This is a genomic window from Chitinivorax sp. PXF-14, assembly GCF_040812015.1.
Taxonomy (GTDB): Bacteria; Pseudomonadota; Gammaproteobacteria; order Burkholderiales; family SCOH01; genus JBFNXJ01.
In genome coordinates, this window is sequence record NZ_JBFNXJ010000002.1 from 411,073 (window position 1) to 432,156 (window position 21,084).

The window sequence follows — 21,084 nt, forward strand, 5'->3', positions numbered from 1 at the left end:
GGTCGATCAAAGCTAGCCGCCGGCCATGGTCAGCGCCAGGCCCAGCAAGGCGCTGGCGGCAATCACCCCGATCACGTTGCGCTTGAAGCGAAACAGCGCGACGAGTGCCCCTAGCGCGATCGCCGCACTGCCCCACTCGAAGGCGCCGGCAAACCCCTTGGGCCACAGCACGTGGTAGCCGAAAAACAGCGCGAGATTGAGGATCACCCCCACCACGGCGGCGGTGATCGCGGTCAGCGGTGCGGTGAACTTGAGGTCGCCGTGCGTCGATTCGATCAGCGGCCCGCCTGCCAGGATGAACACGAACGAGGGCAGGAAGGTGAACCAGGTCACCACCGTGGCGGCCAGCGCCCCCGCCAGGAAGGGCTGACCGAGCCAGTCCTTCACATAGCCGCCGACAAAGCCGACAAAGGCCACCACCATGATCAGCGGGCCCGGCGTGGTCTCCCCCAGCGCCAGCCCATCGATCATCTGCGTCGGCGTGAGCCAGCCATAGTGGCTGACAGCGCCCTGGTAGACGTAGGGCAGCACCGCGTAGGCGCCGCCGAAGGTCAGCAGCGCGGCCTTCGAGAAAAACCAGCCCATCTGCGTCAGTACGCCCCGCCAACCATAGTGCAGCGCCAGCACGCCCATGGGGATGGCCCACAGCAGCCCGCCAATCAGCCCGACACGGGCCAGCCGGCACCAGCGGAAGCGGGCGTGCTCAGGGGTCGGCGTATCGTCATCGATCAGCGCCGGGCCGTATGACTGCCTGCCCGTGCCATGCCCGCCACCCAGATGGAAACGCGCCGGTGCCAAGTGGCCGCCGACATAGCCGATCGCTCCGGCCACCGCCACGATCAGCGGGAACGGCAGGTTCAGCACGAAGATCGCCACGAACGCCGCGGCCGCGATGGCCCACAGCAGGCCATTCTTCAAGGCGCGCGAGCCGATGCGGTGCGCTGCCTGCACGACGATCGCGGTCACCGCCGGCTTGATGCCATGGAACAGAGCGGCCACCCACGGCACCTGGCCGAAGGCAAGATAGATCCACGACAAGGCGATCAGTACGAACAAGGATGGCAGCACGAACAACGCCCCGGCGACGATGCCGCCCCAGCTGCGGTGCATCAGCCAGCCGATATAGGTGGCCAGCTGCTGCGCCTCGGGGCCGGGCAGTACCATGCAGTAGTTGAGCGCATGCAGGAAGCGCCGCTCGGAGATCCAGCGCCGCCGCTCCACCAGCTCCTGGTGCATGATCGCGATCTGCCCTGCCGGACCGCCGAAGCTGATGAAACCCAGTTTGAGCCAGAACCGAAAGGCTTCGCCAAAGCCAATGTTGGCCGGTCTTTGTCGCTGCTCGCCGGCCGGCATGGGTCGGGGGTCGCTCATGTGCTTGCGGCATCCTTCCGGAAAGCGATGTGCAGGCCGTCGAACACCGTGCAGGCCTGGCTCAGCAGTTGATCATCATCGTCGATTGCATCGCGCAAGCCGGTCAGCACGCGCTCGATACCGGCAGCCTCAGGCGGCACACTGCCGGCATCGAGGCAATGCACCCCGGCACCGGCCTTCATAAAGCAGATTGCATGACATCAACCTTGCCTGCTATACCCGCCGCATGGGGCGGGTATAGCAGGCGGCGGCATCGCAGCATCGGCGGCGTCAGGCTTCGGGCAAGCCAGGCCGATCGATCGCATAGGTAACGATCGTCTCGAGCGATACCAGGTCGAGTATCGCCTCGTGGGTGGCCGCCATCACGATGGCTGGCGCCGAGCCGGCCACCAGCGCCTCGACCCAGCGATTGGCGCACAGGCACCATTGGTCGCCGGCCTGCAAGCCGGGAAAGGCATACTCCGGGCGCGGCGTGGAGAGGTCATTGCCACACGATTTCGAGAACTCGAGAAATTCCTCGGTCATCACCGCGCACACGACATGTTCGCCGATGTCGGTGTCATCGGTATTACAGCAGCCGTCTCGAAAGTAGCCGGTAACTGGGTCCTGGCTGCAGGGCATCAGCGGCAGGCCCAGGACATTGAGTGCTTGGGTCATGTGTATTCCAGGCTGTGATTGGATGAATTCAGTGTAATGGATTCCGCCCCGTGCAAAAAACAAAACCCCGCACGAGGCGGGGTTCTGTCTGACAACAACGGCAGGCTTATTCGGCCGCCGGTGTTTCGCTGGCTACCGGCGCTTCGTTCAGCAGCGCCTTCATCGACAGGCGAATCTTGCCCTTTTCGTCCTGCTCCAGCACCTTCACGCGCACGACCTGGCCTTCCTTGACGTAGTCGTTCACGTTCTGCACGCGCTCGTTGGCAATCTGCGAGATGTGCAGCAGGCCGTCACGGCCCGGCATGATGTTGACGATGGCGCCGAACTCGAGAATCTTCACGACCGGGCCTTCGTACACCTTGCCGATTTCCACTTCGGCAGTGATGTCGGAGATACGCTTCTTCGCTGCATCAGCGCCTTCGGAGCTGACAGAGGCGATGGTGATGGTGCCATCTTCGGCGATGTCGATCGTCGTGCCGGTTTCTTCGGTAATGGCACGGATGACCGCACCACCCTTGCCGATCACGTCGCGGATCTTCTCCGGGTTGATCTTCATCGTGTACATGCGTGGAGCGTGCTGCGACACTTCCTGACGGGCGCCGTCCAGCGTACCCTTCATGAAGCCCAGGATGTGCAGACGGCCGGACTTGGCCTGATCCAGCGCCACCTTCATGATTTCCTTGGTGATGCCGTTGATCTTGATGTCCATCTGCAGCGCGGTGACGCCATTCTCGGTGCCCGCCACCTTGAAGTCCATGTCGCCCAGGTGATCTTCATCACCGAGGATGTCGGTCAGCACGGCGAAACGGTTGCCTTCCTTGATCAGGCCCATCGCGATACCAGCGACGTGATCCTTCACCGGCACGCCAGCGTCCATCAGCGCGAGCGAACCGCCGCAGACGGATGCCATCGAGCTCGAACCATTCGACTCGGTGATCTCGGAAACCACGCGCATCGAGTAGCCGAAATCTTCCGGCGTCGGCAGCATCGCTACCAATGCGCGCTTGGCGAGACGGCCGTGGCCGATTTCGCGGCGCTTAGGCGTGCCGACACGGCCAGTTTCACCGGTCGAGTACGGAGGGAAGTTGTAGTGCAGCATGAAGCGCTCGGAGTATTCGCCCATCAGCGCATCGATGATCTGCTCATCCTGCTTGGTGCCCAGCGTGGCGACAACCAGCGCCTGCGTTTCACCACGAGTGAACAGCACGGAGCCGTGAGTGCGCGGCAGCACGCCGGTACGGATGGAAATCGGACGCACGGTACGGGTATCGCGGCCGTCGATGCGCGGCTCGCCAGCCAGAATCTGGCCACGCACGATCTTCGCTTCGAGATCCTTGAAGATGCCCTTGACCTGGTTCACGCGGGTGGTGTCCATGTCTTCGGTGATCACTTGCGGGAACACGCGATCGGCAATCTCGTCGATCTTGGCGGAACGCTGCTGCTTCTGCTTGATGCGGAAGGCTTCGTTCAGATCGGCTTCGGCCAGCTCTGCGACGCGGGCGATCAGCGCCTCGTCCTTGGCCGGCGGCTGCCAGTCCCACAGGTCCTTGCCGCCTTCGTCGGCGAGTTCATTGATCGCGTTGATCGCAGCCTGCATCTGCTCGTGGCCGAATACCACGGCACCGAGCATCACGTCTTCGGCCAGTTCCTTGGCTTCCGATTCAACCATCAGCACCGCCTGTGCGGTACCGGCAACCACCAGGTCCAGCTGGGTGGACTTGAGCTGGGTTGCAGTCGGGTTCAGCACGTACTGGCCGTCAACGTAAGCGACGCGCGCAGCGCCAATCGGGCCTTCGAACGGAATGCCGGAGACTGCCAGCGCAGCAGATGCGCCGAGCATCGCCGGGATATCGGGATCGATCTCGGGATCGCAGGACATGACGGTCGCCACGATCTGCACTTCGTTGAAGAAACCTTCCGGGAATAGCGGGCGCAGCGGACGGTCGATCAGGCGCGATGTCAGGATTTCCTTCTCGCTCGGACGGCCTTCGCGCTTGAAGAAACCGCCCGGGATCTTGCCGGCGGCGTAGGTGCGTTCCTGATAGTCAACGGTCAGCGGGAAGAAATCCTGGCCGGGCTTGACGCCGGATGCGCCAACCACGGAAACCAGCACGACGGTGTCGCCCATGGCAACCTTGACGGCGCCCGTAGCTTGGCGGGCAATCTCGCCGGTTTCGAAGGTGACTTGGTGCTGGCCGTATTGGAATGTCTTTTGGACGAGGCTCACGATGGTCCTTTCTTTGGTGGGAGCAACGCGCAGCGTGAATGGCGACTTAGCTTTGCCGTAGCAGGCTGTTGAAAACCTTCCGAACCGGGTTGGCTTGCAACAACCTGCTAGACGCCCTGCGGGTGCTGGACGTTGCAGATGAACAGGAGGGAGAGTCGGGAAGCGGGTCGGATGGCCAAACAGCACCATGCGGCATGTCGGGCAATGGCCCGACCCACTCATGCCGACAAAATTACTTGCGCAGGCCGAGCTTCTCGATCAGCGAGCGGTAGCCTTCCAGATTGGTATCCTTCAGGTAGTCGAGCAGACGACGACGGCGGCTAACCATCTTGAGCAGGCCGCGGCGGCCGTGGTGATCTTTCATGTTGGCCTTGAAGTGGCCAGTGAGATCATTGATGCGAGCGGTCAGCAGCGCAACCTGAACTTCGGTGGAACCGGTATCGCCTTCCTTGTGACCGAATTGCTTAACGAGGTCGGCTTTCTGTGCAACGGTAATAGCCATGTTGAGAGTTCTCCAAAATATACAAAAACGCTAATTGTACCTGTCTAGCAGGCACATCCTCAAGTTGTCGATGGCGAAGACTAACTTGCTGAGCGCAACCAAAAAAACCTTAACGATCAATTCTTAACACACGTTTGGGGGCGACCCGCCCATCGGCGTCGACCATCCCCAAACCGAGGAAGTTGCCGGCGTCGTCATAGACGCGCAACTCCCCTTGTTCCTGCATACGCGTATGCCATACGGCCTGGCCGTGGCTGAAATAATGCCCGGCGTCGCCCGCGAGCCTGACTTCGGGCAAATGCTGAAGCAGGCAATCGGCCGGCAACAGCAGGCTGTCGCGCTCGGCCATGGACATCGCTTCGAGCGCCTCGACCGTGTAGGCCTGCTGCAGCTCAAAACCGGCGGTCCGCGTACGGCGCAAGCCGATCAGATGGGCGCCGCACCCAAGCTGGCGGCCGATTTCCTCGGCCAGCACACGGATGTATGTGCCCTTGCTGCATGCCACGTCGATCACCAGCTCATCGCCGGCGAAACGCACAAGCTCGATGCCGTATATCGTCACCGGCCGCGCCTTGCGCTCGATCTCGACACCCTGCCGCGCGTATTCGTACAACTTCCGGCCTTCGTGCTTGAGCGCCGAATACATCGGCGGCACCTGCTCGATCTTGCCCGTCACGGCCTGCAGCACGTCCCGCAAGCGGGCCTCCTCGACTGCAACGGGGCGGGTCTCCAGCACCTCGCCTTCGCTATCGCCGGTCGTCGTCGTCTGGCCGAACTTCAGCGTAGCCAGATACGCCTTGTCGGCATCCAGCAGCACCTGCGAGAACTTGGTCGCCTCGCCGAGGCAGATCGGCAACAGCCCGGTCGCGATCGGGTCGAGATTACCGGTGTGACCGGCCTTCTCGGCCTGATACAACCACTTCACCTTTTGTAGCGCGCCATTGGACGAGAAGCCATAGGGCTTGTCCAGTAACAGCACGCCACTGATCGGGCGCTTGACCCGCTTTACCTGCTGACCACTCACTCCGTGTCGTCTTCCTTGGCGCGTGTCGATACGGCCTGGTCGATCAGGCTCGACAGGTGCATGCCATTCTCGACCGAGTGATCGTAGTGGAAATGCAGCAGGGGCATGGTGCGCAGCTTGATGCGCTTGCCCAGCTCGTTGCGCAGGAAACCGGCCGCATGCTCGAGTGTCTCGAGCGTCTGCGCCTTCTGCTCACCAGAGCCCAGCACGGTGAAGAACACCTTGGCATGGGAATAGTCGCGCGTCACCTCGACATCGGTGATCGTCAACAAGCCAATGCGCGGGTCTTTCAACTCGAAGCGCAGAATCTCGGGAAGCTCGCGCTGGATTTGCTGACCAACGCGGTCCGAACGTGAAAAATCTTTAGCCATACCTTCATTCTCCGATCAGGCCGGCAACTCGCGCCGCCGGCCACGTCGGCTTACAGCGTGCGAGCGACCTCGACCACTTCATAGACTTCGAGGAAGTCACCCTCGACGATATCGTTGAAGTTGCGAATCTGCAGGCCACATTCGTAGCCCATCTTCACTTCCTTCACGTCGTCCTTGAAACGCTTGAGCGATTCCAACTCGCCATCGTGGATGACCACATGGTTGCGCAGCACACGAACGCGCGCATTGCGCTTGACCATACCGTCGTGCACGAAGCAGCCGGCGATCGAACCAACCTTGGAAACGTGGAACACCTGGCGCACCTCGACCGAGCCGATGACCTGTTCGCGCTTCTCGGGCGCCAGCATGCCGGACATTGCCGCCTTCACATCGTCCACCGCCTGGTAAATGATGTTGTAGTAGCGGATGTCCACTTCTTCGCTCTCGGCCAGCTTGCGTGCATTGGCGTCGGCACGGATGTTGAAGCCGATGATGACAGCCTGCGACGCGATCGCGAGGTTGACGTCGGATTCGGAGATCGCACCCACCGCGCTGTGCACGATGTTGACGCGCACTTCGCTGGTCGACAGCTTCTGCAGCGACGTCGCCAGCGCTTCGCAGGAGCCCTGCACGTCCGCCTTGATGATCAAAGGCAGATTCTTCACCTCGCCCTCGCCCATCTGCTGGAACATGTTCTCGAGCTTCGCCGCCTGGCGCTTGGCCAGGATGGTGTCGCGGAACTTGCCCTGACGGAACAACGCGATTTCGCGCGCCTTGCGCTCGTCCTGCAATACCAGCACTTCTTCACCAGCGGCAGGCACTTCGGACAAGCCCTGGATTTCGCACGGGATCGACGGGCCGGCAGCCTGAATCGGCTTGCCGTTCTCGTCGAGCATGGCTCGGACGCGGCCGAATGCGGAGCCAGCGAGCATCACGTCACCACGCTTGAGCGTGCCGGACTGAACGAGAATCGTCGCAACCGGGCCCTTGCCCTTGTCCAGACGCGCCTCGATCACCAAACCCTTGGCCGGTGCGTCTTGCGGTGCGGTCAGTTCGAGAACTTCAGCCTGCAGCAGGATGCCTTCGAGCAGTGCGTCGACACCGAGGCCGGTCTTGGCCGATACTTCGACGAACATCGCATCGCCACCCCAGTCTTCGGGCACGACTTCTTGCGCAACCAGTTCCTGGCGTACCCGCTCGGTGTTGGCATCGGGTTTGTCGACCTTGGTCAGCGCAACCACGATGGGCACACCGGCAGCCTTGGCATGGTGAATCGCCTCGATGGTCTGCGGCATCACACCGTCATCGGCGGCCACAACCAGTACCACGATGTCGGTGACCTTCGCACCACGAGCACGCATGGCGGTAAACGCCTCGTGACCCGGAGTGTCGAGGAAGGTGATCATGCCGCGATCGGTTTCGACGTGGTAAGCACCGATATGCTGGGTAATGCCGCCCGCTTCGCCACTCGCTACGCGAGTACGGCGGATATAGTCGAGCAGCGAGGTCTTGCCGTGGTCGACGTGGCCCATGACGGTCACGACCGGCGCACGCGGCTCCACCTTCAGATCGGCATCGGCGTGTTCGGCCAGGAAGGCTTCCGGATCGTCCGCCTTGGCAGCGATCGGCTTGTGGCCCATTTCCTCGGACACGATCATCGCGGTTTCCTGATCGAGCACCTGATTGATGGTCACCATCATGCCCATCTTCATCAGCACCTTGATCACCTCGGCTGCCTTGACGGCCATCTTGTGCGCCAACTCGGCGACGGTGATCGTCTCGGGAATCATGACGTCGCGTACGATCGGCTCGGTCGGCGCCTGGAACGCATGCTGCGCATCGCCACCACGGTGCTTGCCGCCCTTGCCGGAACGCCAGCCACCGCCGGTATCGCCGCCGCGGGTCTTGAGACCGCCGGAGCGCTTCTTGCCGTCCCACGCGGAATCCTTGCCACCCTTGCTGTCGCCCTTGCGCTCGCCAGGCTTGCCTGGTGCGGATGCCGGTGCGGCAGGACGCGCCGCGGGGGCGGCAGTGGTGGCAGGACGTGCGGCAGACTTCGGCTTTTCGCTGCGGTGTTCGGAAACGTGCAGCGTGGTATCGGTCTTCACCGGTGCCGGTGCCGGCTCGGCAGCAGCAGCCTTTTCGGCCGCAAAGCCGGCGCGACGCGCAGCCTCGCGCGCCTGACGTGCACGCAGCTCTTCCGCTTGGCGCTGTTGCAACGCGGACTGGCGGCGGGCTTCCGCCTCGCGGATTGCACGTTCCTGATCATCGATCACCGATACCTTGACCGGTACCGCCGGTTCAGCAGCGGCAACAGGCTCGGCCACCGGCTCGGCGACGACCACAGGCTCGGGCTCCGGTTCGGGCGTCGGCTCAGGAATGGGCTCCGGCTCGGGTTCCGGCAACGGAATGGGCTCCGGCTCGGCAATGGCCACAGGCTCCAGCTCGGGTTCCGGCGCCGCTTGCGAGACGAGCAGCTCCTCTTCGGGCGTCGGTGTTTCGCTCGGATCGCGCTTCACGAACACGCGCTTCTTGCGTACTTCGACCTGAATCGTGCGAGCCTTGCCGGTTGCATCCGACTTGCGGATTTCCGTGGTTTCGCGACGTGTCAGCGTGATTTTCTGCTTTTCTTCCTTGGCGCCGTGCGATCGACGCAGGTAGTCGAGCAGACGGGTCTTGTCCTGTTCGGTCAGCGAATCCGCTGTGTTGCGTTTATCGACCCCGGCCGCCTTGAGCTGATCCAAAAGAAGCTCGGGCTGCAGGCCCAGCTCCTTGGCAAACTGTTGTACATTCGTTTCTGCCATTACGACTCCTAATTGGCTGCGTTCCTAGTTGGCTACTCGGCGCACCTGTTATTACTCGGCAAACCAGTGCGCGCGGGCCGACAGAATCAGCTCCTTGGCGCGTTCGGGCGACATACCGGTCATGTCGACCAGGTCATCCACCGCCAGGTCAGCCAGATCGTCGCGCGTTGCAACGCCCTTCCCGACCAGGATGTTGGCGGTATCAGCATCCATGTTTTCAAGGGTCAGCAGGCCCTCGACCTCATTTTCCTTCTGCTCTTCGCTGGCAATCGCCTGGGTCAGCAGAGCGTTACGTGCGCGGCTGCGCAGCTCATTGACCAGCGCCTCATCGAAGCCTTCGATGTCGAGCATCTCGGCGAGCGGCACGTAAGCCACTTCTTCCAGCGTGGAGAAACCTTCCTGCACCAGAACGGTCGCGACCTCTTCATCGACATCGAGCGACCTCATGAAGGTCTCGCGAATACCTTCGTATTCGCTCTCGTGCTTCTTCTCCGCCTCTTCGACGGTCATGATGTTGATCGTCCAACCGGTCAGCTCGCTGGCCAAACGGACATTCTGACCACCACGACCAATCGCCTGGGCGAGCTGTTCTTCGTCGACCACCACGTCCATGGCGTGGGTTTCTTCGTCGATCACGATGCTGCTCACTTCGGCCGGGGCCAGCGCATTGATCACGAACTGGGCAGGCTCGCTCGACCACAGAATGATGTCGACGCGCTCGCCAGCGAGCTCGTTGGTCACGGCCTGGACACGCGACCCCCGCATGCCGATGCAGGTACCCTGCGGGTCGATGCGTGGATCGTTGGATTTCACCGCAATCTTGGCGCGCAGCCCGGCATCGCGTGCGGCGGCCTTGAGCTCGATCAGTTGCTCCTCGATTTCGGGCACTTCGAGCTCGAACAGCTTGACCAGGAATTCCTTGGCCGTACGCGACAGAATCAGCTGCGGGCCACGGCCACCACGATCAATACGCAGCAGGAAGGCACGCACGCGGTCACCCACGCGCAGGTTTTCCTTCGGAATCATGTGCTCGCGCGGCAGCAACGCTTCGAGCTTGCCGCATTCGATGATGGCGTTACCGCGCTCGATACGCTTTATCACGCCAGTAATCAGGTGTTCGCGGCGATCGAGGAAGTCGTTGAGCAGCTGTTCGCGCTCGGCATCGCGGATGCGCTGCAGGATCACCTGCTTTGCAGTCTGTGCGCCGATACGGCCAAACTCGACCGGTTCCAGCGGCTCTTCGAGTACGTCGCCGACTTCGGCGTCCGACTTCTGCTTGCGCGACTCTGTCAGGCCGATTTCACGGCCTTCGGACAGCCAGTCGGCATCGGCAACGACATGCCAACGGCGGAAAGAATCATAGCTACCGGAGTTGCGGTCGATCGACACGCGCACATCGACGTCTTCTTCCGAAAAACGCTTCTTGGTGGCCGACGCCAGGGCCAATTCCAGGGCCCCGAAGACGATATCCTTATCGACATTCTTTTCGCGCGCCAGTGCATCCACCAGCAACAACATTTCGCGACTCATTTAACACACCTCCGGCTCATTCCTGCGACAGACTATGCTGTCGGTCTTTATCACATTCGTTATTTGCGGCGCGGCATCCACCGGACATCAGAACTGCGGATCGATCCTGGCTTTTTCCACATTGGAAAGCTCAAGCTCGACCATCTGACCATCGACATCAAGCTTCACGCGCCCGTCGTCAAGACCGATCAGCGTGCCGGCAAAATTCTTGCGGCGCTCGACCGGGACACGCAGCTTCAGCTTGATGCGCTCACCGGCAAAGCGAACGAAGTCATCCGCCTTGACCAATGGCCTGTCCAGCCCCGGCGAGGAGACTTCGAGCCGCTCGTAGTCGATGTTCTCGACCATGAACATGCGCGTCAGGTGATTGCTCACGGTCACGCAATCGTCGACCGTAATACCCTTGGGCGAGTCCATGAACACCCGCATCAATCCACCTGGTGCCAGCTCGAGATCGACTAGCTCATACCCCAAACCGGCCAAGGTGGTATCGAGCAAGCTGCGCAAATCCATATATTCCGTCCTGAAAAATAAAAAATGGGCCCAAAGCCCATCCCCTAAATCTTTTGCATTATATCAGAGAACCCCCATAAGACAAAGCCCGCAAAACCAAGCCCAGCAAGGCGTCGCCCCTTTATCGCAAGCACATTGTCATAACAGGGAGATTGCCGTACATATCAAGCCGGTGCTTGCCTGGCATCGAAAGCAGGGCAATTTTGCAGGCAAGGCGCGCTTTACGCCCGCGGGAAAAATCCGGTACAGTATGGCCCGAACACGGGAAATCCAATTTGCATATTGGGGCTTTCCCATCTGAGATTGGCGCGGGCTGCGGCACAGTACTGCATCTGCGAGACTACATATTACCCCTGCCAGTCGGCGGGGCATAACTATACCAATTCAAGTAAACATCAAGATAGACGGGAGAGTGCAACATGGAAAAAATCTGGCTGAAGCAGTACCAGCCTGGCGTACCCACGGAAATCGATCTGAACGAATTCAAATCGGTGGGTGAGGTATTCGAGAAGAGTGCAGTCAAGTTTGCCGATCGTCCGGCATTCGCCTGCATGGACAAGCAGGTGACCTATGCCGAGCTCGACAAGCTGACGGCCAATTTTGCCTCCTACCTGCAGAATGTGCTGGGCCTGAAGCGTGGCGACCGTGTTGCCGTCATGATGCCCAACCTGCTGCAGTACCCGGTGTGCGTCTTCGGCATCCTGCGTGCCGGCCTTGTTGTAGTCAACGTCAACCCGCTCTACACCCCGCGCGAGCTTGAGCACCAGCTCAAGGACTCGGGGGCGGAAACGATCGTCATCATCGAGAACTTCGCCAGCGTACTAGCCGAAGTCGTCTCTAAGACCCCGGTCAAGAATGTGATCACGACGCAGATCGGCGACATGCTGGGTTTCCCGAAGTCGCTGATCGTCAATACCGTGGTCAAGCACGTCAAGAAGATGGTGCCGGCGTTCAACCTGCCCAAGGTGACCAAGTTCAACGATGCGCTGTCGCAAGGCAGCCGTCAGCAGATGAAGAAGTCGAACGTCGGCCACGACGACATCGCCTTCCTGCAATACACAGGCGGCACCACCGGCGTATCCAAGGGTGCGATGCTGACCCACCGCAACATCATCGCCAACATGCAGCAGGCGCATGCCTGGCTGAAGCCGGTGGTGAGCGAGGGCAAGGAAATCATCATCACCGCTCTGCCGCTCTACCATATCTTCTCGCTGACCGCGAACTGCATGGTGTTCACCAAGATCGGCGGCCTCAACATCCTGATCACGAACCCGCGCGACATTCCCGGCTTCGTCAAGGAGCTGGCAAAGTACCCCGTCACCTGCATGACTGGCGTGAACACACTGTTCAACGCGCTGGTCAACAACCCCGACTTCGCCAAGCTCAACTTCAAGACCTGGAAAATGGTGCTGGGCGGCGGCATGGCTGTGCAGAAGGCCGTGGCGGAACAATGGAAGAAGGTCACCGGCGTACCGCTGATCGAGGCCTATGGCCTGACCGAGACCTCGCCGGCCGCGTGCATCAACCCGATGAACCTGAAGGAATACAACCACGCGATCGGCCTGCCGGTCCCGTCGACCGAGGCGTCGGTGCGCGACGAAAGCGGCAAGGAGCTCGGCGTCGGCGAATCGGGCGAGCTGTACATCCGCGGCCCGCAGGTCATGAAGGGTTACTGGAACCGCCCTGAGGAAACGGCCAAGGTCGTCACCGCCGACGGCTGGCTGGCTACCGGCGACATGGCTGTCGTCAACGAGCAGGGCTTCTTCCGTCTGGTCGACCGCAAGAAGGACATGGTGCTCGTGTCGGGCTTCAACGTATATCCGAACGAGATTGAAGATGTCGTGGCGCTGCACCCGGGCGTGCTCGAAGTCGCCTGCATTGGCGTACCTGACGACAAGTCCGGCGAAGCCGTGAAGGTGTTCGTGGTCAAGAAGGACCAGGCCCTGACGGCCAAGGACGTGATCGAGCACTGCAAGAAGAACCTGACCGGCTACAAGGTACCGAAGCACGTCGAGTTCCGCACCGAGCTGCCGAAGACCAACGTGGGCAAGATCCTGCGCCGCGCACTGCGCGACGAAGAGGTCAAGAAGGTTCCGGCCTGATCGACGCCTCGCGCCACGAGAGAATGCCCGCCGCCACGGCGGGCATTTTTTTGCCCGGCCGCCACCGGCGGGGTGCGCGGGCATCCTGTGCTAAACTCGAAAGGCTCTGGCGCCGTGCCAGGCATGCGCATGCGGGGCGGGCCCGGCATGCGCTCACCAGACAATAAGAACACTTCGAATCAGGAGCCACCATGGACCTCAAGCCCCTGTTCCGTCTGATGGCGGAAAAACAGGCATCCGACCTATTCTTCACCGCCGGGGCACCCATCCAGATCAAGATTCAAGGCAATATCGTCGGCGTGAACCAGCAGATGCTGAGTGCCGATCAGGTCAAGCAGTGCGCCTACTCGCTGATGGATGAAGAGCGCATCGCGCGCTTCGAGCGCGAATGGGAGATGAACTTCGGCATCCCCGTGGCCGAGGTCGGCAGTTTCCGCGTCAATGTCTTCCGCCAGCGCGGGGCGGTGGCCATGGTGATACGCTACATCAAGGCCAACCCGCCGATGTTGCACGAGCTCGAGATGCCCGATGGGCTGGACGAGCTATGCATGCTCAAGCGCGGCCTGGTGCTCGTGGTCGGGGCGACCGGCTCGGGCAAGTCGTCCACCTTGGCCGCGATGCTGAACTACCGCAACAACGCCAAGCCGGGCCACATCCTAACGCTCGAAGACCCGATCGAATTCCAGCATCGCCACAAGAAGTGCATCGTCAACCAGCGTGAAGTCGGCATCGACACGCACAGCTATGAAGATGCACTGAAGAACGCGATGCGCGAGGCGCCCGACGTACTGATGATCGGAGAGATCCGCGACAAGGACACGCTGTCGCACGCGCTCACCTACGCCCAGTCCGGCCATTTGTGCCTGTCGACGCTGCATGCGAACAACAGCTATCACACGATGAACCGCATCATCAATTTCTTCCCGGAAGATGCGCGGGCGAGCCTGCTGCTCGATCTCTCGACCTCGCTGCGGGCGGTGATCTCGCAGCGCCTGGTGCGCGGCATCGACGGCAAGCTGATCCCCGCCGTGGAAGTGCTGCTCAACACCAACCGCATTGCCGAGCTGATCAAGAACGGCGAGATCGACCAGATCAAGGAGGCAATGGAGAACTCCCTGTCGCAAGGCTCGCAGACCTTCGAACAATCGCTGTACAAGCTGTACCGCGACGGCCGCATCACGCTCGACGAGGCGATGCTGAATGCCGATTCGCCGACCAACCTGCACTGGCTGGTCAGCCATGGCCAGAGCCACGACGAGACAGACCAGGCGAGACCCCATTCTAAGCAGGAAGCCCAGCAGGAACAACCGGTCAGCTTCGATATCGACCTGATCGATGAGCAACATTGACCCAAGCCCATTACGACAACAACGATACACAAGCATGAAGATCTACGGTATTCCCAATTGCAACACCGTCAAGAAGGCGCGCGAATGGCTGGCCAGCCACCATGTCGACATCCCCTTCCACGACTTCAAGAAGGCAGGCGTCAGCGAAGCCATGCTGTCGGCCTGGCTGATGCAGGTCAGCTGGGACAAGCTCGTCAACCGCCAGGGCACGACCTGGCGTCAACTATCTGATGAGCAGAAGGCGGCCGTCACCGACAACGCCAGCGCGATTCGCCTGATGCTGGAGAAGCCGTCGGTGATCAAGCGCCCGGTGCTCGATGTCGACGGCCGGATCGAACTGGGCTTCAGCACCGACAGCTATGAGCGGGTATTCGGAAAATGAGCCAGAACCCTACCCTGCTGCTCACCGAGCAGCTGATTTCCCTGCCCTCCAACACCCCGCGTGACGCGGGTTGCCAGGACATCATGATCGAGCGCCTGGAGCGGCTCGGCTTCAACATCGAGCGCATGCGTTTCGGTGATGTCGACAACTTCTGGGCCCGGCTTGGCGACAGCAGCCCGGTCGTGTGCTTCGCCGGCCATACCGACGTGGTGCCCACGGGCCCGCTCGACCAATGGCACAGCGACCCGTTCATGCCGACCATCACCGATGGCCTGCTCTACGGCCGTGGTGCCGCCGACATGAAAGCCTCGCTGGCGGCATTCATCACCGCGATCGAGGCCTTCCTGTCCGAGCACAAGCGTCCCAATGGCTCGATTGCGCTGCTCATCACCTCGGACGAGGAAGGCCCGTCGGTGGACGGCACGGTCAAGGTGGTCGAAGCACTCGCAGCGCGCGGCGAGACCATCGACTGCTGCATCGTCGGCGAGCCGACATCGAGCGAGCGTTTTGGCGACGTGATCAAGAACGGGCGGCGCGGCTCGCTCTCCGGGCGGCTGCACGTCAAGGGCATACAGGGCCATATTGCCTACCCGCACCTGGCCAGGAATCCGATTCATACCCTGGCACCGGCCTTGGCCGAGCTCGCCGCGACCGAATGGGACCACGGAAACGAATATTTCCCGCCGACGACCTGGCAAGTGTCGAACATCCATGCCGGCACTGGCGCCAACAACGTCATCCCGGGCAAGTGCGAGCTGCTGTTCAACTTCCGTTTTTCCACCGAGAACACGGCGGAGGGCCTGAAAGCCCGCGTACATGAGATTCTCGACCGTCACGGGCTCGACTACCAGATCGAATGGACGCTGTCGGGCAACCCGTTCCTGACCGAGAAGGGGCCGCTCGTGCATGCGCTGTCGGCAGCCATCAACGACGTCTGCGGCCAGCCGCCCGAGCTGTCGACAACCGGCGGCACCTCCGATGGCCGCTTCATCGCAGCCATCTGCCCGCAGGTCGTCGAGTTCGGGCCGATCAACGCGACCATCCACAAGCTCAACGAATGCGTTGCGGTAGACGACATTCCCAAGCTGTCGCGCGTCTATCAGGGCACGCTGGAGCGCTTGATCGGCATTCCCCAAAGCAAATAAGTCGCTGGCCTGATCCGCGCCGATCGGCTATCTTGGTAGGGCGCCGCGCCTGGAGGACGGCGCCCTACCAACTTCGCAGAATTCCTGTGCACCACCACGCCTTTACACGCCTGATACGACTGCTAGCGATCTACAGCGTCCTGGCCGCCCTGTTGCCGCTATCGGCCTGGGGCCGTGCCGCACCGCTGGTGTTGACGCCTTCGCAGCAGTACAACACATTCGGCACCCATCTCGAATACCTCGTCGATACCAACGGCAAGCTCGGGCTGGCCGAGGTCATGGCCAGGCCAGACCAGGCTTTCCAGCCTGTCCGCACCTATCAACCGGCATTCGGCTACACCAGTGCGGCGTACTGGTTCCGTTTCTCGATCGACAATCAGGCGCCAGACACCAACTGGATTCTCGAGATCGACCTGCCCACGCTCGACAGCATTGCGCTGTACAGCCCCGACGCCAAGGCACCCGGTGGCTACCGACGCGACCTGACGGGCGACCAGCTGCCGTTCTCGCAACGCCCTTTTCCCATCCGTGATTTTGCTTTCCCGCTGCGGCCAGAGCCCAGCGGCACGACAACCTATTACCTGCGGGTGCAGACCACGAGCAGCATGACGCTGCCAATCACGGTCCAGTCCGACCGCTATTTCGCCACGGCAAGCCAGGAAAAGCAGACGATACATGGCTTCTATTTTGGCTTCGTGCTGGCGTTGGCGGCCTACAACCTAATGCTGTTCTTGCTACGCATCCACGTCAGCTATCTGTTCTACGTCATGTCCGTGGTCTGCACCGGCTTGTGGCAGGCCACCCATAGCGGCCTCGGTTATCAGTACCTGTGGCCGGGCTCGGTGTATCTGGAAAACGCCGGGGTCAACCTGTTCGGTGCCCTGGCCATGCTGGGCATTGCGCTGTTCACGCTGCGCTTTCTCGAACCCAAGCGACTGGCGCCGCGCATGGCCACCGTGCTGCGTGTGCTCGCCGCAGTCGAGGCGGTGGTCGCGGCCATGGCGCTGACACAGTACTCAACGCAGACGCTGTCTTACATCAACAGCATCCTGGCGATCGTGGTGTCGCTCTGCAGCATCACCACCGGCATCCTGTGCTGGTATCGCGGGCAGCATATCGCCCGCTTCCTGGTGCTGGCACAGGGCGCCTGGATCACCGGCATCCTCGTCACCATGCTGCGCGCGCTGGGCGTGCTCGATGTCCAATTCCTCTCGATGTATGGCGCCTACCTCAGCGTACCGGCCGAGATGCTGCTGCTGTCGTTCGCGCTGGCGGACCGCTATCGCCAGATGCAGAAACAGCGTGAAGCCGCGCGCGAGATGGTGGTCGATACCTTGCGCAACGCCGAGCGCGAGCTCGAGCAACGCGTCAAGGAGCGTACCGCCGCGCTGTTGCAGGCGAATCAGCAACTCGAAGTCGCCAACCGCGAGCTCGACACGCTCAACCACGAGAAATCCGAATTCCTGCGCATTGCCGCGCATGACCTGAAGAACCCGATCTACCAGATCCGCGCCGGCACCGGCTTGCTGCAATCGCGCCTCGACGACTGGCCGAAGGAGCGCACCTACTGGACGCTCACCCAACTGCAGCAGATCACCGACCGCATGATGGGCATCATCTCCAAGCTGCTCGATCTCGACATGATCGAATCGGGCAAGCTGCTGCTGCACCCAGGCAAGGTCTCGATCGGCGACCTGCTGCGCTCGCTGGTGACCGAGGCTCGCCGCTGGGCAGAAGAGAAGCAGATCCAGCTGCACCTCGAGAGCGGGGACGAAATCGACGCATGGCTCGACCGCGGCGCCGTGTTCCAGATCTGCGAAAACCTGCTGTCGAACGCAATCAAGTTCTCGCCCTCGCACCGCAGCGTCTACCTGCGCTGGAGCGTGCAGCAAGGCCGTATCCGCATCGAGATCGAGGACGAAGGCCCCGGCATCTCGGACGCAGATCAGGCCCGGCTGTTCCAGAAATTTGCGCGCTTATCCGCCCAGCCCACGGCGGGCGAACACTCGACTGGCCTCGGCCTGTCCATCGTCAAACGGCTGGCGACAGCCATGAGCGGCGATGTCTGGCACGAGCGGCGGCCGGGGCGCGGCGCCTGCTTCGTGGTCGAACTCCCGGCCGAGCAGCCCATTGCAACAGCAACAGCGGCCGGAGCCGCAACGGCCCCCCAGGCGTAGCCCCTTCACCGCCTGGAAGCCGCCACTCGAATTGATTAAACTGGCACCCAACATGAGCCTATTCAGCAAACTATTCGGCGGCGACCGCCGCGCAGGGTCCTCCGACATGAGCCAGACAGAACAAGTCGTTCGCGACATCCTCAAGCAACAGATCGACCCCAACACCGACAAGGACTTCGTCACCGGCAAGGCCCTCAAGCGCGTCAGCGCCGAAGGTGGCAAGACGATGGTGGAGATCGAGCTGCCCTATCCGGCCAAGAGCGTCGAGCAGGAGCTCGCCACGCAACTGCGCACCGCGCTGCAGGCCGCGCCCGAGCTTGGCGAGGTGGAGGTGCGCGTGCGCTCCAACATCATTTCGCACAGCGTGCAGCGCGGCATCCCGCTGCTGCCGAACGTGAAGAACATCATCGCCGTCGCCTCGGGCAAGGGCGGCGTCGGCAAATCGACCACGGCCGCCAACCTGGCGCTGGCGCTGGCCGCCGAAGGCGCGCGCGTGGGCATACTCGATGCCGACATCTACGGCCCCTCGCAGCCGACCATGATGGGCTGCGAAGGCCAGCGGCCCGCATCGCCCGACGGCAAGACCATGACACCGATCGAGCATTACGGCGTGCAGACCATGTCGATCGGCTACATGATCGACCCCGAGCAGCCCATGGTGTGGCGCGGCCCGATGGTCACCCAGGCGCTGACGCAGCTGCTCAACGAGACGAGCTGGGACAGGCTCGACTACCTGGTAATCGACCTGCCGCCCGGCACCGGCGACATCCAGCTCACGCTGTCGCAGAAGATTCCCGTCACCGGCGCCGTCATCGTCACCACGCCGCAGGACATCGCGCTGCTCGATGCACGCAAGGGCCTCAAGATGTTCGAGAAGGTCGGCGTGCCCATCCTTGGCATCGTCGAGAACATGTCGATCCACATCTGCTCGAATTGCGGCCATGCCGAGCCGATCTTCGGCGAAGGCGGCGGCGCGAAGATGTGTGCCGACTATGGCGTCGACCTCTTGGGCCAGCTGCCGCTCGACATGTCGATTCGTCTCTCCACCGACTCGGGCAAACCCACCGTCGTAGCCGAGCCGGGCGGCCGTATCGCGGCACTGTACCGGCAGATCGCGCGCAAGGTAGCGGTCAAGATCGGCGACAAGGCGCAGGATTTTTCGGCGAAATTCCCGAAAATCGTGATCCAGAACAGCTGATCGGCACGGCACACCCCATCTCGCTCAAGGTTTGGGCTTTTCCCAATGCAAACGAGGCCGCAGTCAGCTAGACTAGCGGCCTCGATTTCTTCTGGCTGACACACGATGTCCATCAAATCAGACAAATGGATTCGCCGCATGGCGGAACAAGAGGGCATGATCGAGCCGTTCGAGCCCAACCTGGTGCGCGAGGTCAATGGCCACAAGATCGTCTCCTACGGCACCTCGAGCTACGGCTACGACATCCGCTGCGCCGACGAATTCAAGGTGTTCACCAACATCAACAGCACCATCGTCGACCCCAAGAATTTCGACCCGAACTCCTTCGTCGAATTCAAGGGCGAATCGTGCATCATCCCGCCCAACTCGTTCGCGCTCGCGCGCACCGTCGAGTATTTCCGCATCCCGCGCTCGGTGTTGACCGTATGCCTCGGCAAATCGACCTACGCACGCTGCGGCATCATCGTCAACGTCACCCCGTTCGAGCCCGAGTGGGAAGGCCATGTGACGCTCGAATTCTCGAACACCACCCCGCTGCCGGCAAAAATCTACGCCAACGAAGGCGTGGCGCAGGTGCTGTTCTTCGAGTCCGACGAGATCTGCGAAGTCTCGTACAAGGACCGCGGCGGCAAATACCTGGGCCAGCGCGGCGTCACGCTACCAAAAATCTGACTCGGCACCATCTATCATGCAGAGGGCCGCATCCACGCGGCCCTCTGCATTTTGCGTACAAGGAATACCCATGGCTGAAGCCGTAATCCCAAAACCCTGCCCACGCTGCGGCCAACCCGCCGAAGTGAAGAAATCGGGCTCCAACCGCTGGTGGGTGCAATGTGCCAAATTCGGCAAGGATGGCAACTGCAAGGCTATCTCGACGATCTGCCCGAGCAAGCCCGAAGCGATCCGGGCGTGGAATGCGGTGAAGTAAGCGGGGAACGGCAAAGCCATTGCCCGTGAGCGAGACAACCTGCCGCCCGCCAATCAAGCCACATAGAGTGACCAATGTGCCACCGCCCCCGTCTGCTGGCAGCGCGGAAAGCACCGTACCCGATTGACATACCGCAGCTCGATTCATAGGCTGTCGTGCTTTAGGCAGGGCTTGCCGTGCAGCCCATCCAGCAGGCGCAACAAGGGCTCCATTGGAAGAAAAGGGATATAGCCCCCAGCCAAGCCCACTCCACAGTGAGAGGAAAAGCGGCACGAACAAGGCTCTTTTCCTGGCATGGTTCTTGTTTTCCACTCCTTACACTCAATAGCATTTAATTATTGAAAAGGGGTAGAAAAATGATGATCCAGGGGCTTGGCGGTACTTCTTCACGGTATAGCGCCCTCACAAAATCGGTCAGTCAGCGGCAAGAAGCGCCAACCTCAACGGCAATAACTGCCGATACAGTGACCATTTCTAATGCAGCCAAGGCTCTTGCTGCTGGTGGCAACGGAGCCACGCAATCCACAACAGCAGCACAACAGAAGCTCTTGAAGTCTGCGAGCGACGACCCCCAAAGTGCGGAAAGAATCGCCTATGACATGGCGAATGCCCCAAGCACCATTTTCTATGACCTTCGCGGCGTCGGTGGTGGAGACCCGGTAAATAAGCTCTCCACAACGGGGCGAATTGTTGACGATGCATTCAAGGAAAAATTTTCCACCGAAGCAGCCAACATTGATGCCCAACGGCTGGCAATCTATAACTCCGAAAAAGCCAAAGGCACCGACCCCGTAACAATCATCT

The 21,084-nt window shown here is 61.4% G+C and carries 18 protein-coding genes and 1 pseudogene; 9 read left to right on the plus strand and 10 right to left on the minus strand.

The window, feature by feature from the left end; translation table 11 throughout:
* Nucleotides 1-12: 12 nt before the first annotated feature.
* The 10 genes and pseudogenes from chrA to rimP all read right to left on the minus strand — a co-directional run bounded on the left by chrA (nucleotide 13) and on the right by rimP (nucleotide 10,999).
* Complete coding sequence (gene chrA, locus ABWL39_RS04690) at nucleotides 13-1,353, minus strand: chromate efflux transporter (RefSeq protein ID WP_367787621.1); 1,341 nt, start codon at nucleotides 1,351-1,353, stop codon at nucleotides 13-15.
* Between the two features lie 14 nt (nucleotides 1,354-1,367).
* Nucleotides 1,368-1,535, minus strand: a pseudogene (locus ABWL39_RS04695) (chromate resistance protein ChrB domain-containing protein); the annotation flags it as partial.
* 106 nt (nucleotides 1,536-1,641) lie between these two features.
* Complete coding sequence (locus tag ABWL39_RS04700) at nucleotides 1,642-2,028, minus strand: DUF2237 family protein (protein WP_367787558.1); 387 nt, start codon at nucleotides 2,026-2,028, stop codon at nucleotides 1,642-1,644.
* 106 nt (nucleotides 2,029-2,134) lie between these two features.
* Nucleotides 2,135-4,258: a polyribonucleotide nucleotidyltransferase gene (gene pnp, locus ABWL39_RS04705; protein WP_367787624.1), complete on the minus strand. Its 2,124-nt coding sequence runs from the start codon at nucleotides 4,256-4,258 to the stop codon at nucleotides 2,135-2,137.
* A 229-nt stretch (nucleotides 4,259-4,487) separates the two neighbouring features.
* Nucleotides 4,488-4,757 (minus strand): 30S ribosomal protein S15, encoded by a 270-nt coding sequence (gene rpsO, locus ABWL39_RS04710; protein ID WP_367787559.1) that lies wholly within the window; start codon nucleotides 4,755-4,757, stop codon nucleotides 4,488-4,490.
* A gap of 109 nt (nucleotides 4,758-4,866) precedes the next feature.
* Nucleotides 4,867-5,781, minus strand: a complete 915-nt coding sequence (gene truB, locus ABWL39_RS04715) for a tRNA pseudouridine(55) synthase TruB (protein WP_367787561.1) — start codon at nucleotides 5,779-5,781, stop codon at nucleotides 4,867-4,869.
* Nucleotides 5,778-6,152, minus strand: a complete 375-nt coding sequence (gene rbfA / locus ABWL39_RS04720) for a 30S ribosome-binding factor RbfA (protein WP_367787563.1) — start codon at nucleotides 6,150-6,152, stop codon at nucleotides 5,778-5,780. Before rbfA ends, truB begins: the two co-directional genes overlap by 4 nt.
* 50 nt (nucleotides 6,153-6,202) lie before the next feature.
* Nucleotides 6,203-8,956 carry a translation initiation factor IF-2 gene (gene infB / locus ABWL39_RS04725; protein ID WP_367787566.1) on the minus strand — a complete coding sequence of 918 codons (2,754 nt, stop codon included), beginning with the start codon at nucleotides 8,954-8,956 and terminating at the stop codon, nucleotides 6,203-6,205.
* Nucleotides 8,957-9,007: 51 nt separating this feature from the next.
* Entirely contained in the window at nucleotides 9,008-10,486 is a 1,479-nt protein-coding gene (gene nusA, locus ABWL39_RS04730; protein WP_367787569.1) for a transcription termination factor NusA, read from the minus strand.
* A gap of 87 nt (nucleotides 10,487-10,573) precedes the next feature.
* Nucleotides 10,574-10,999, minus strand: coding sequence for a ribosome maturation factor RimP (gene rimP, locus ABWL39_RS04735; RefSeq protein ID WP_367787572.1), 426 nt, complete (start codon nucleotides 10,997-10,999; stop codon nucleotides 10,574-10,576).
* 419 nt (nucleotides 11,000-11,418) lie between these two features.
* Between rimP and fadD the strand changes: the two genes are divergently transcribed.
* From fadD to ABWL39_RS04780, 9 genes are all read left to right on the plus strand, one after another.
* Nucleotides 11,419-13,101 (plus strand): long-chain-fatty-acid--CoA ligase FadD, encoded by a 1,683-nt coding sequence (gene fadD, locus ABWL39_RS04740; protein ID WP_367787574.1) that lies wholly within the window; start codon nucleotides 11,419-11,421, stop codon nucleotides 13,099-13,101.
* 191 nt (nucleotides 13,102-13,292) lie between these two features.
* Complete coding sequence (locus tag ABWL39_RS04745; RefSeq protein WP_367787576.1) at nucleotides 13,293-14,450, plus strand: PilT/PilU family type 4a pilus ATPase; 1,158 nt, start codon at nucleotides 13,293-13,295, stop codon at nucleotides 14,448-14,450.
* Nucleotides 14,451-14,484: 34 nt separating this feature from the next.
* Nucleotides 14,485-14,832, plus strand: a complete 348-nt coding sequence (locus tag ABWL39_RS04750; RefSeq protein ID WP_367787578.1) for an ArsC family reductase — start codon at nucleotides 14,485-14,487, stop codon at nucleotides 14,830-14,832.
* The gene (dapE, locus tag ABWL39_RS04755) at nucleotides 14,829-15,977 is read left to right on the plus strand and encodes a succinyl-diaminopimelate desuccinylase (RefSeq protein ID WP_367787580.1); all 1,149 of its coding nucleotides are present in this window, start codon (nucleotides 14,829-14,831) and stop codon (nucleotides 15,975-15,977) included. Before ABWL39_RS04750 ends, dapE begins: the two co-directional genes overlap by 4 nt.
* 86 nt (nucleotides 15,978-16,063) lie before the next feature.
* Complete coding sequence (locus ABWL39_RS04760) at nucleotides 16,064-18,154, plus strand: 7TM diverse intracellular signaling domain-containing protein (RefSeq protein ID WP_367787581.1); 2,091 nt, start codon at nucleotides 16,064-16,066, stop codon at nucleotides 18,152-18,154.
* Between the two features lie 106 nt (nucleotides 18,155-18,260).
* Nucleotides 18,261-19,352, plus strand: a complete 1,092-nt coding sequence (gene apbC, locus ABWL39_RS04765) for an iron-sulfur cluster carrier protein ApbC (RefSeq protein WP_367787626.1) — start codon at nucleotides 18,261-18,263, stop codon at nucleotides 19,350-19,352.
* A gap of 105 nt (nucleotides 19,353-19,457) precedes the next feature.
* Complete coding sequence (gene dcd, locus ABWL39_RS04770) at nucleotides 19,458-20,024, plus strand: dCTP deaminase (protein WP_367787583.1); 567 nt, start codon at nucleotides 19,458-19,460, stop codon at nucleotides 20,022-20,024.
* Nucleotides 20,025-20,094: 70 nt separating this feature from the next.
* Nucleotides 20,095-20,280 (plus strand): Lar family restriction alleviation protein, encoded by a 186-nt coding sequence (locus ABWL39_RS04775; RefSeq protein WP_367787586.1) that lies wholly within the window; start codon nucleotides 20,095-20,097, stop codon nucleotides 20,278-20,280.
* 356 nt (nucleotides 20,281-20,636) lie between these two features.
* On the plus strand, nucleotides 20,637-21,084 hold a 448-nt coding region (locus ABWL39_RS04780), incomplete at its 3' end, for a hypothetical protein (protein WP_367787588.1).

Bases quoted from the DNA above. Each gene is read 5' to 3' on its own strand.
- chrA (WP_367787621.1), bottom strand. From the start codon at position 1,353: ATGCCGGCCGGCGAGCAGCGACAAAGACCGGCCAACATTGGCTTTGGC.
- ABWL39_RS04700 (WP_367787558.1), bottom strand. From the start codon at position 2,028: ATGACCCAAGCACTCAATGTCCTGGGCCTGCCGCTGATGCCCTGCAGC.
- rpsO (WP_367787559.1), bottom strand. From the start codon at position 4,757: ATGGCTATTACCGTTGCACAGAAAGCCGACCTCGTTAAGCAATTCGGT.
- rbfA (WP_367787563.1), bottom strand. From the start codon at position 6,152: ATGGCTAAAGATTTTTCACGTTCGGACCGCGTTGGTCAGCAAATCCAG.
- infB (WP_367787566.1), bottom strand. From the start codon at position 8,956: ATGGCAGAAACGAATGTACAACAGTTTGCCAAGGAGCTGGGCCTGCAG.
- nusA (WP_367787569.1), bottom strand. From the start codon at position 10,486: ATGAGTCGCGAAATGTTGTTGCTGGTGGATGCACTGGCGCGCGAAAAG.
- rimP (WP_367787572.1), bottom strand. From the start codon at position 10,999: ATGGATTTGCGCAGCTTGCTCGATACCACCTTGGCCGGTTTGGGGTAT.
- fadD (WP_367787574.1), top strand. From the start codon at position 11,419: ATGGAAAAAATCTGGCTGAAGCAGTACCAGCCTGGCGTACCCACGGAA.
- ABWL39_RS04745 (WP_367787576.1), top strand. From the start codon at position 13,293: ATGGACCTCAAGCCCCTGTTCCGTCTGATGGCGGAAAAACAGGCATCC.
- ABWL39_RS04750 (WP_367787578.1), top strand. From the start codon at position 14,485: ATGAAGATCTACGGTATTCCCAATTGCAACACCGTCAAGAAGGCGCGC.
- dapE (WP_367787580.1), top strand. From the start codon at position 14,829: ATGAGCCAGAACCCTACCCTGCTGCTCACCGAGCAGCTGATTTCCCTG.
- apbC (WP_367787626.1), top strand. From the start codon at position 18,261: ATGAGCCAGACAGAACAAGTCGTTCGCGACATCCTCAAGCAACAGATC.
- dcd (WP_367787583.1), top strand. From the start codon at position 19,458: ATGTCCATCAAATCAGACAAATGGATTCGCCGCATGGCGGAACAAGAG.
- ABWL39_RS04775 (WP_367787586.1), top strand. From the start codon at position 20,095: ATGGCTGAAGCCGTAATCCCAAAACCCTGCCCACGCTGCGGCCAACCC.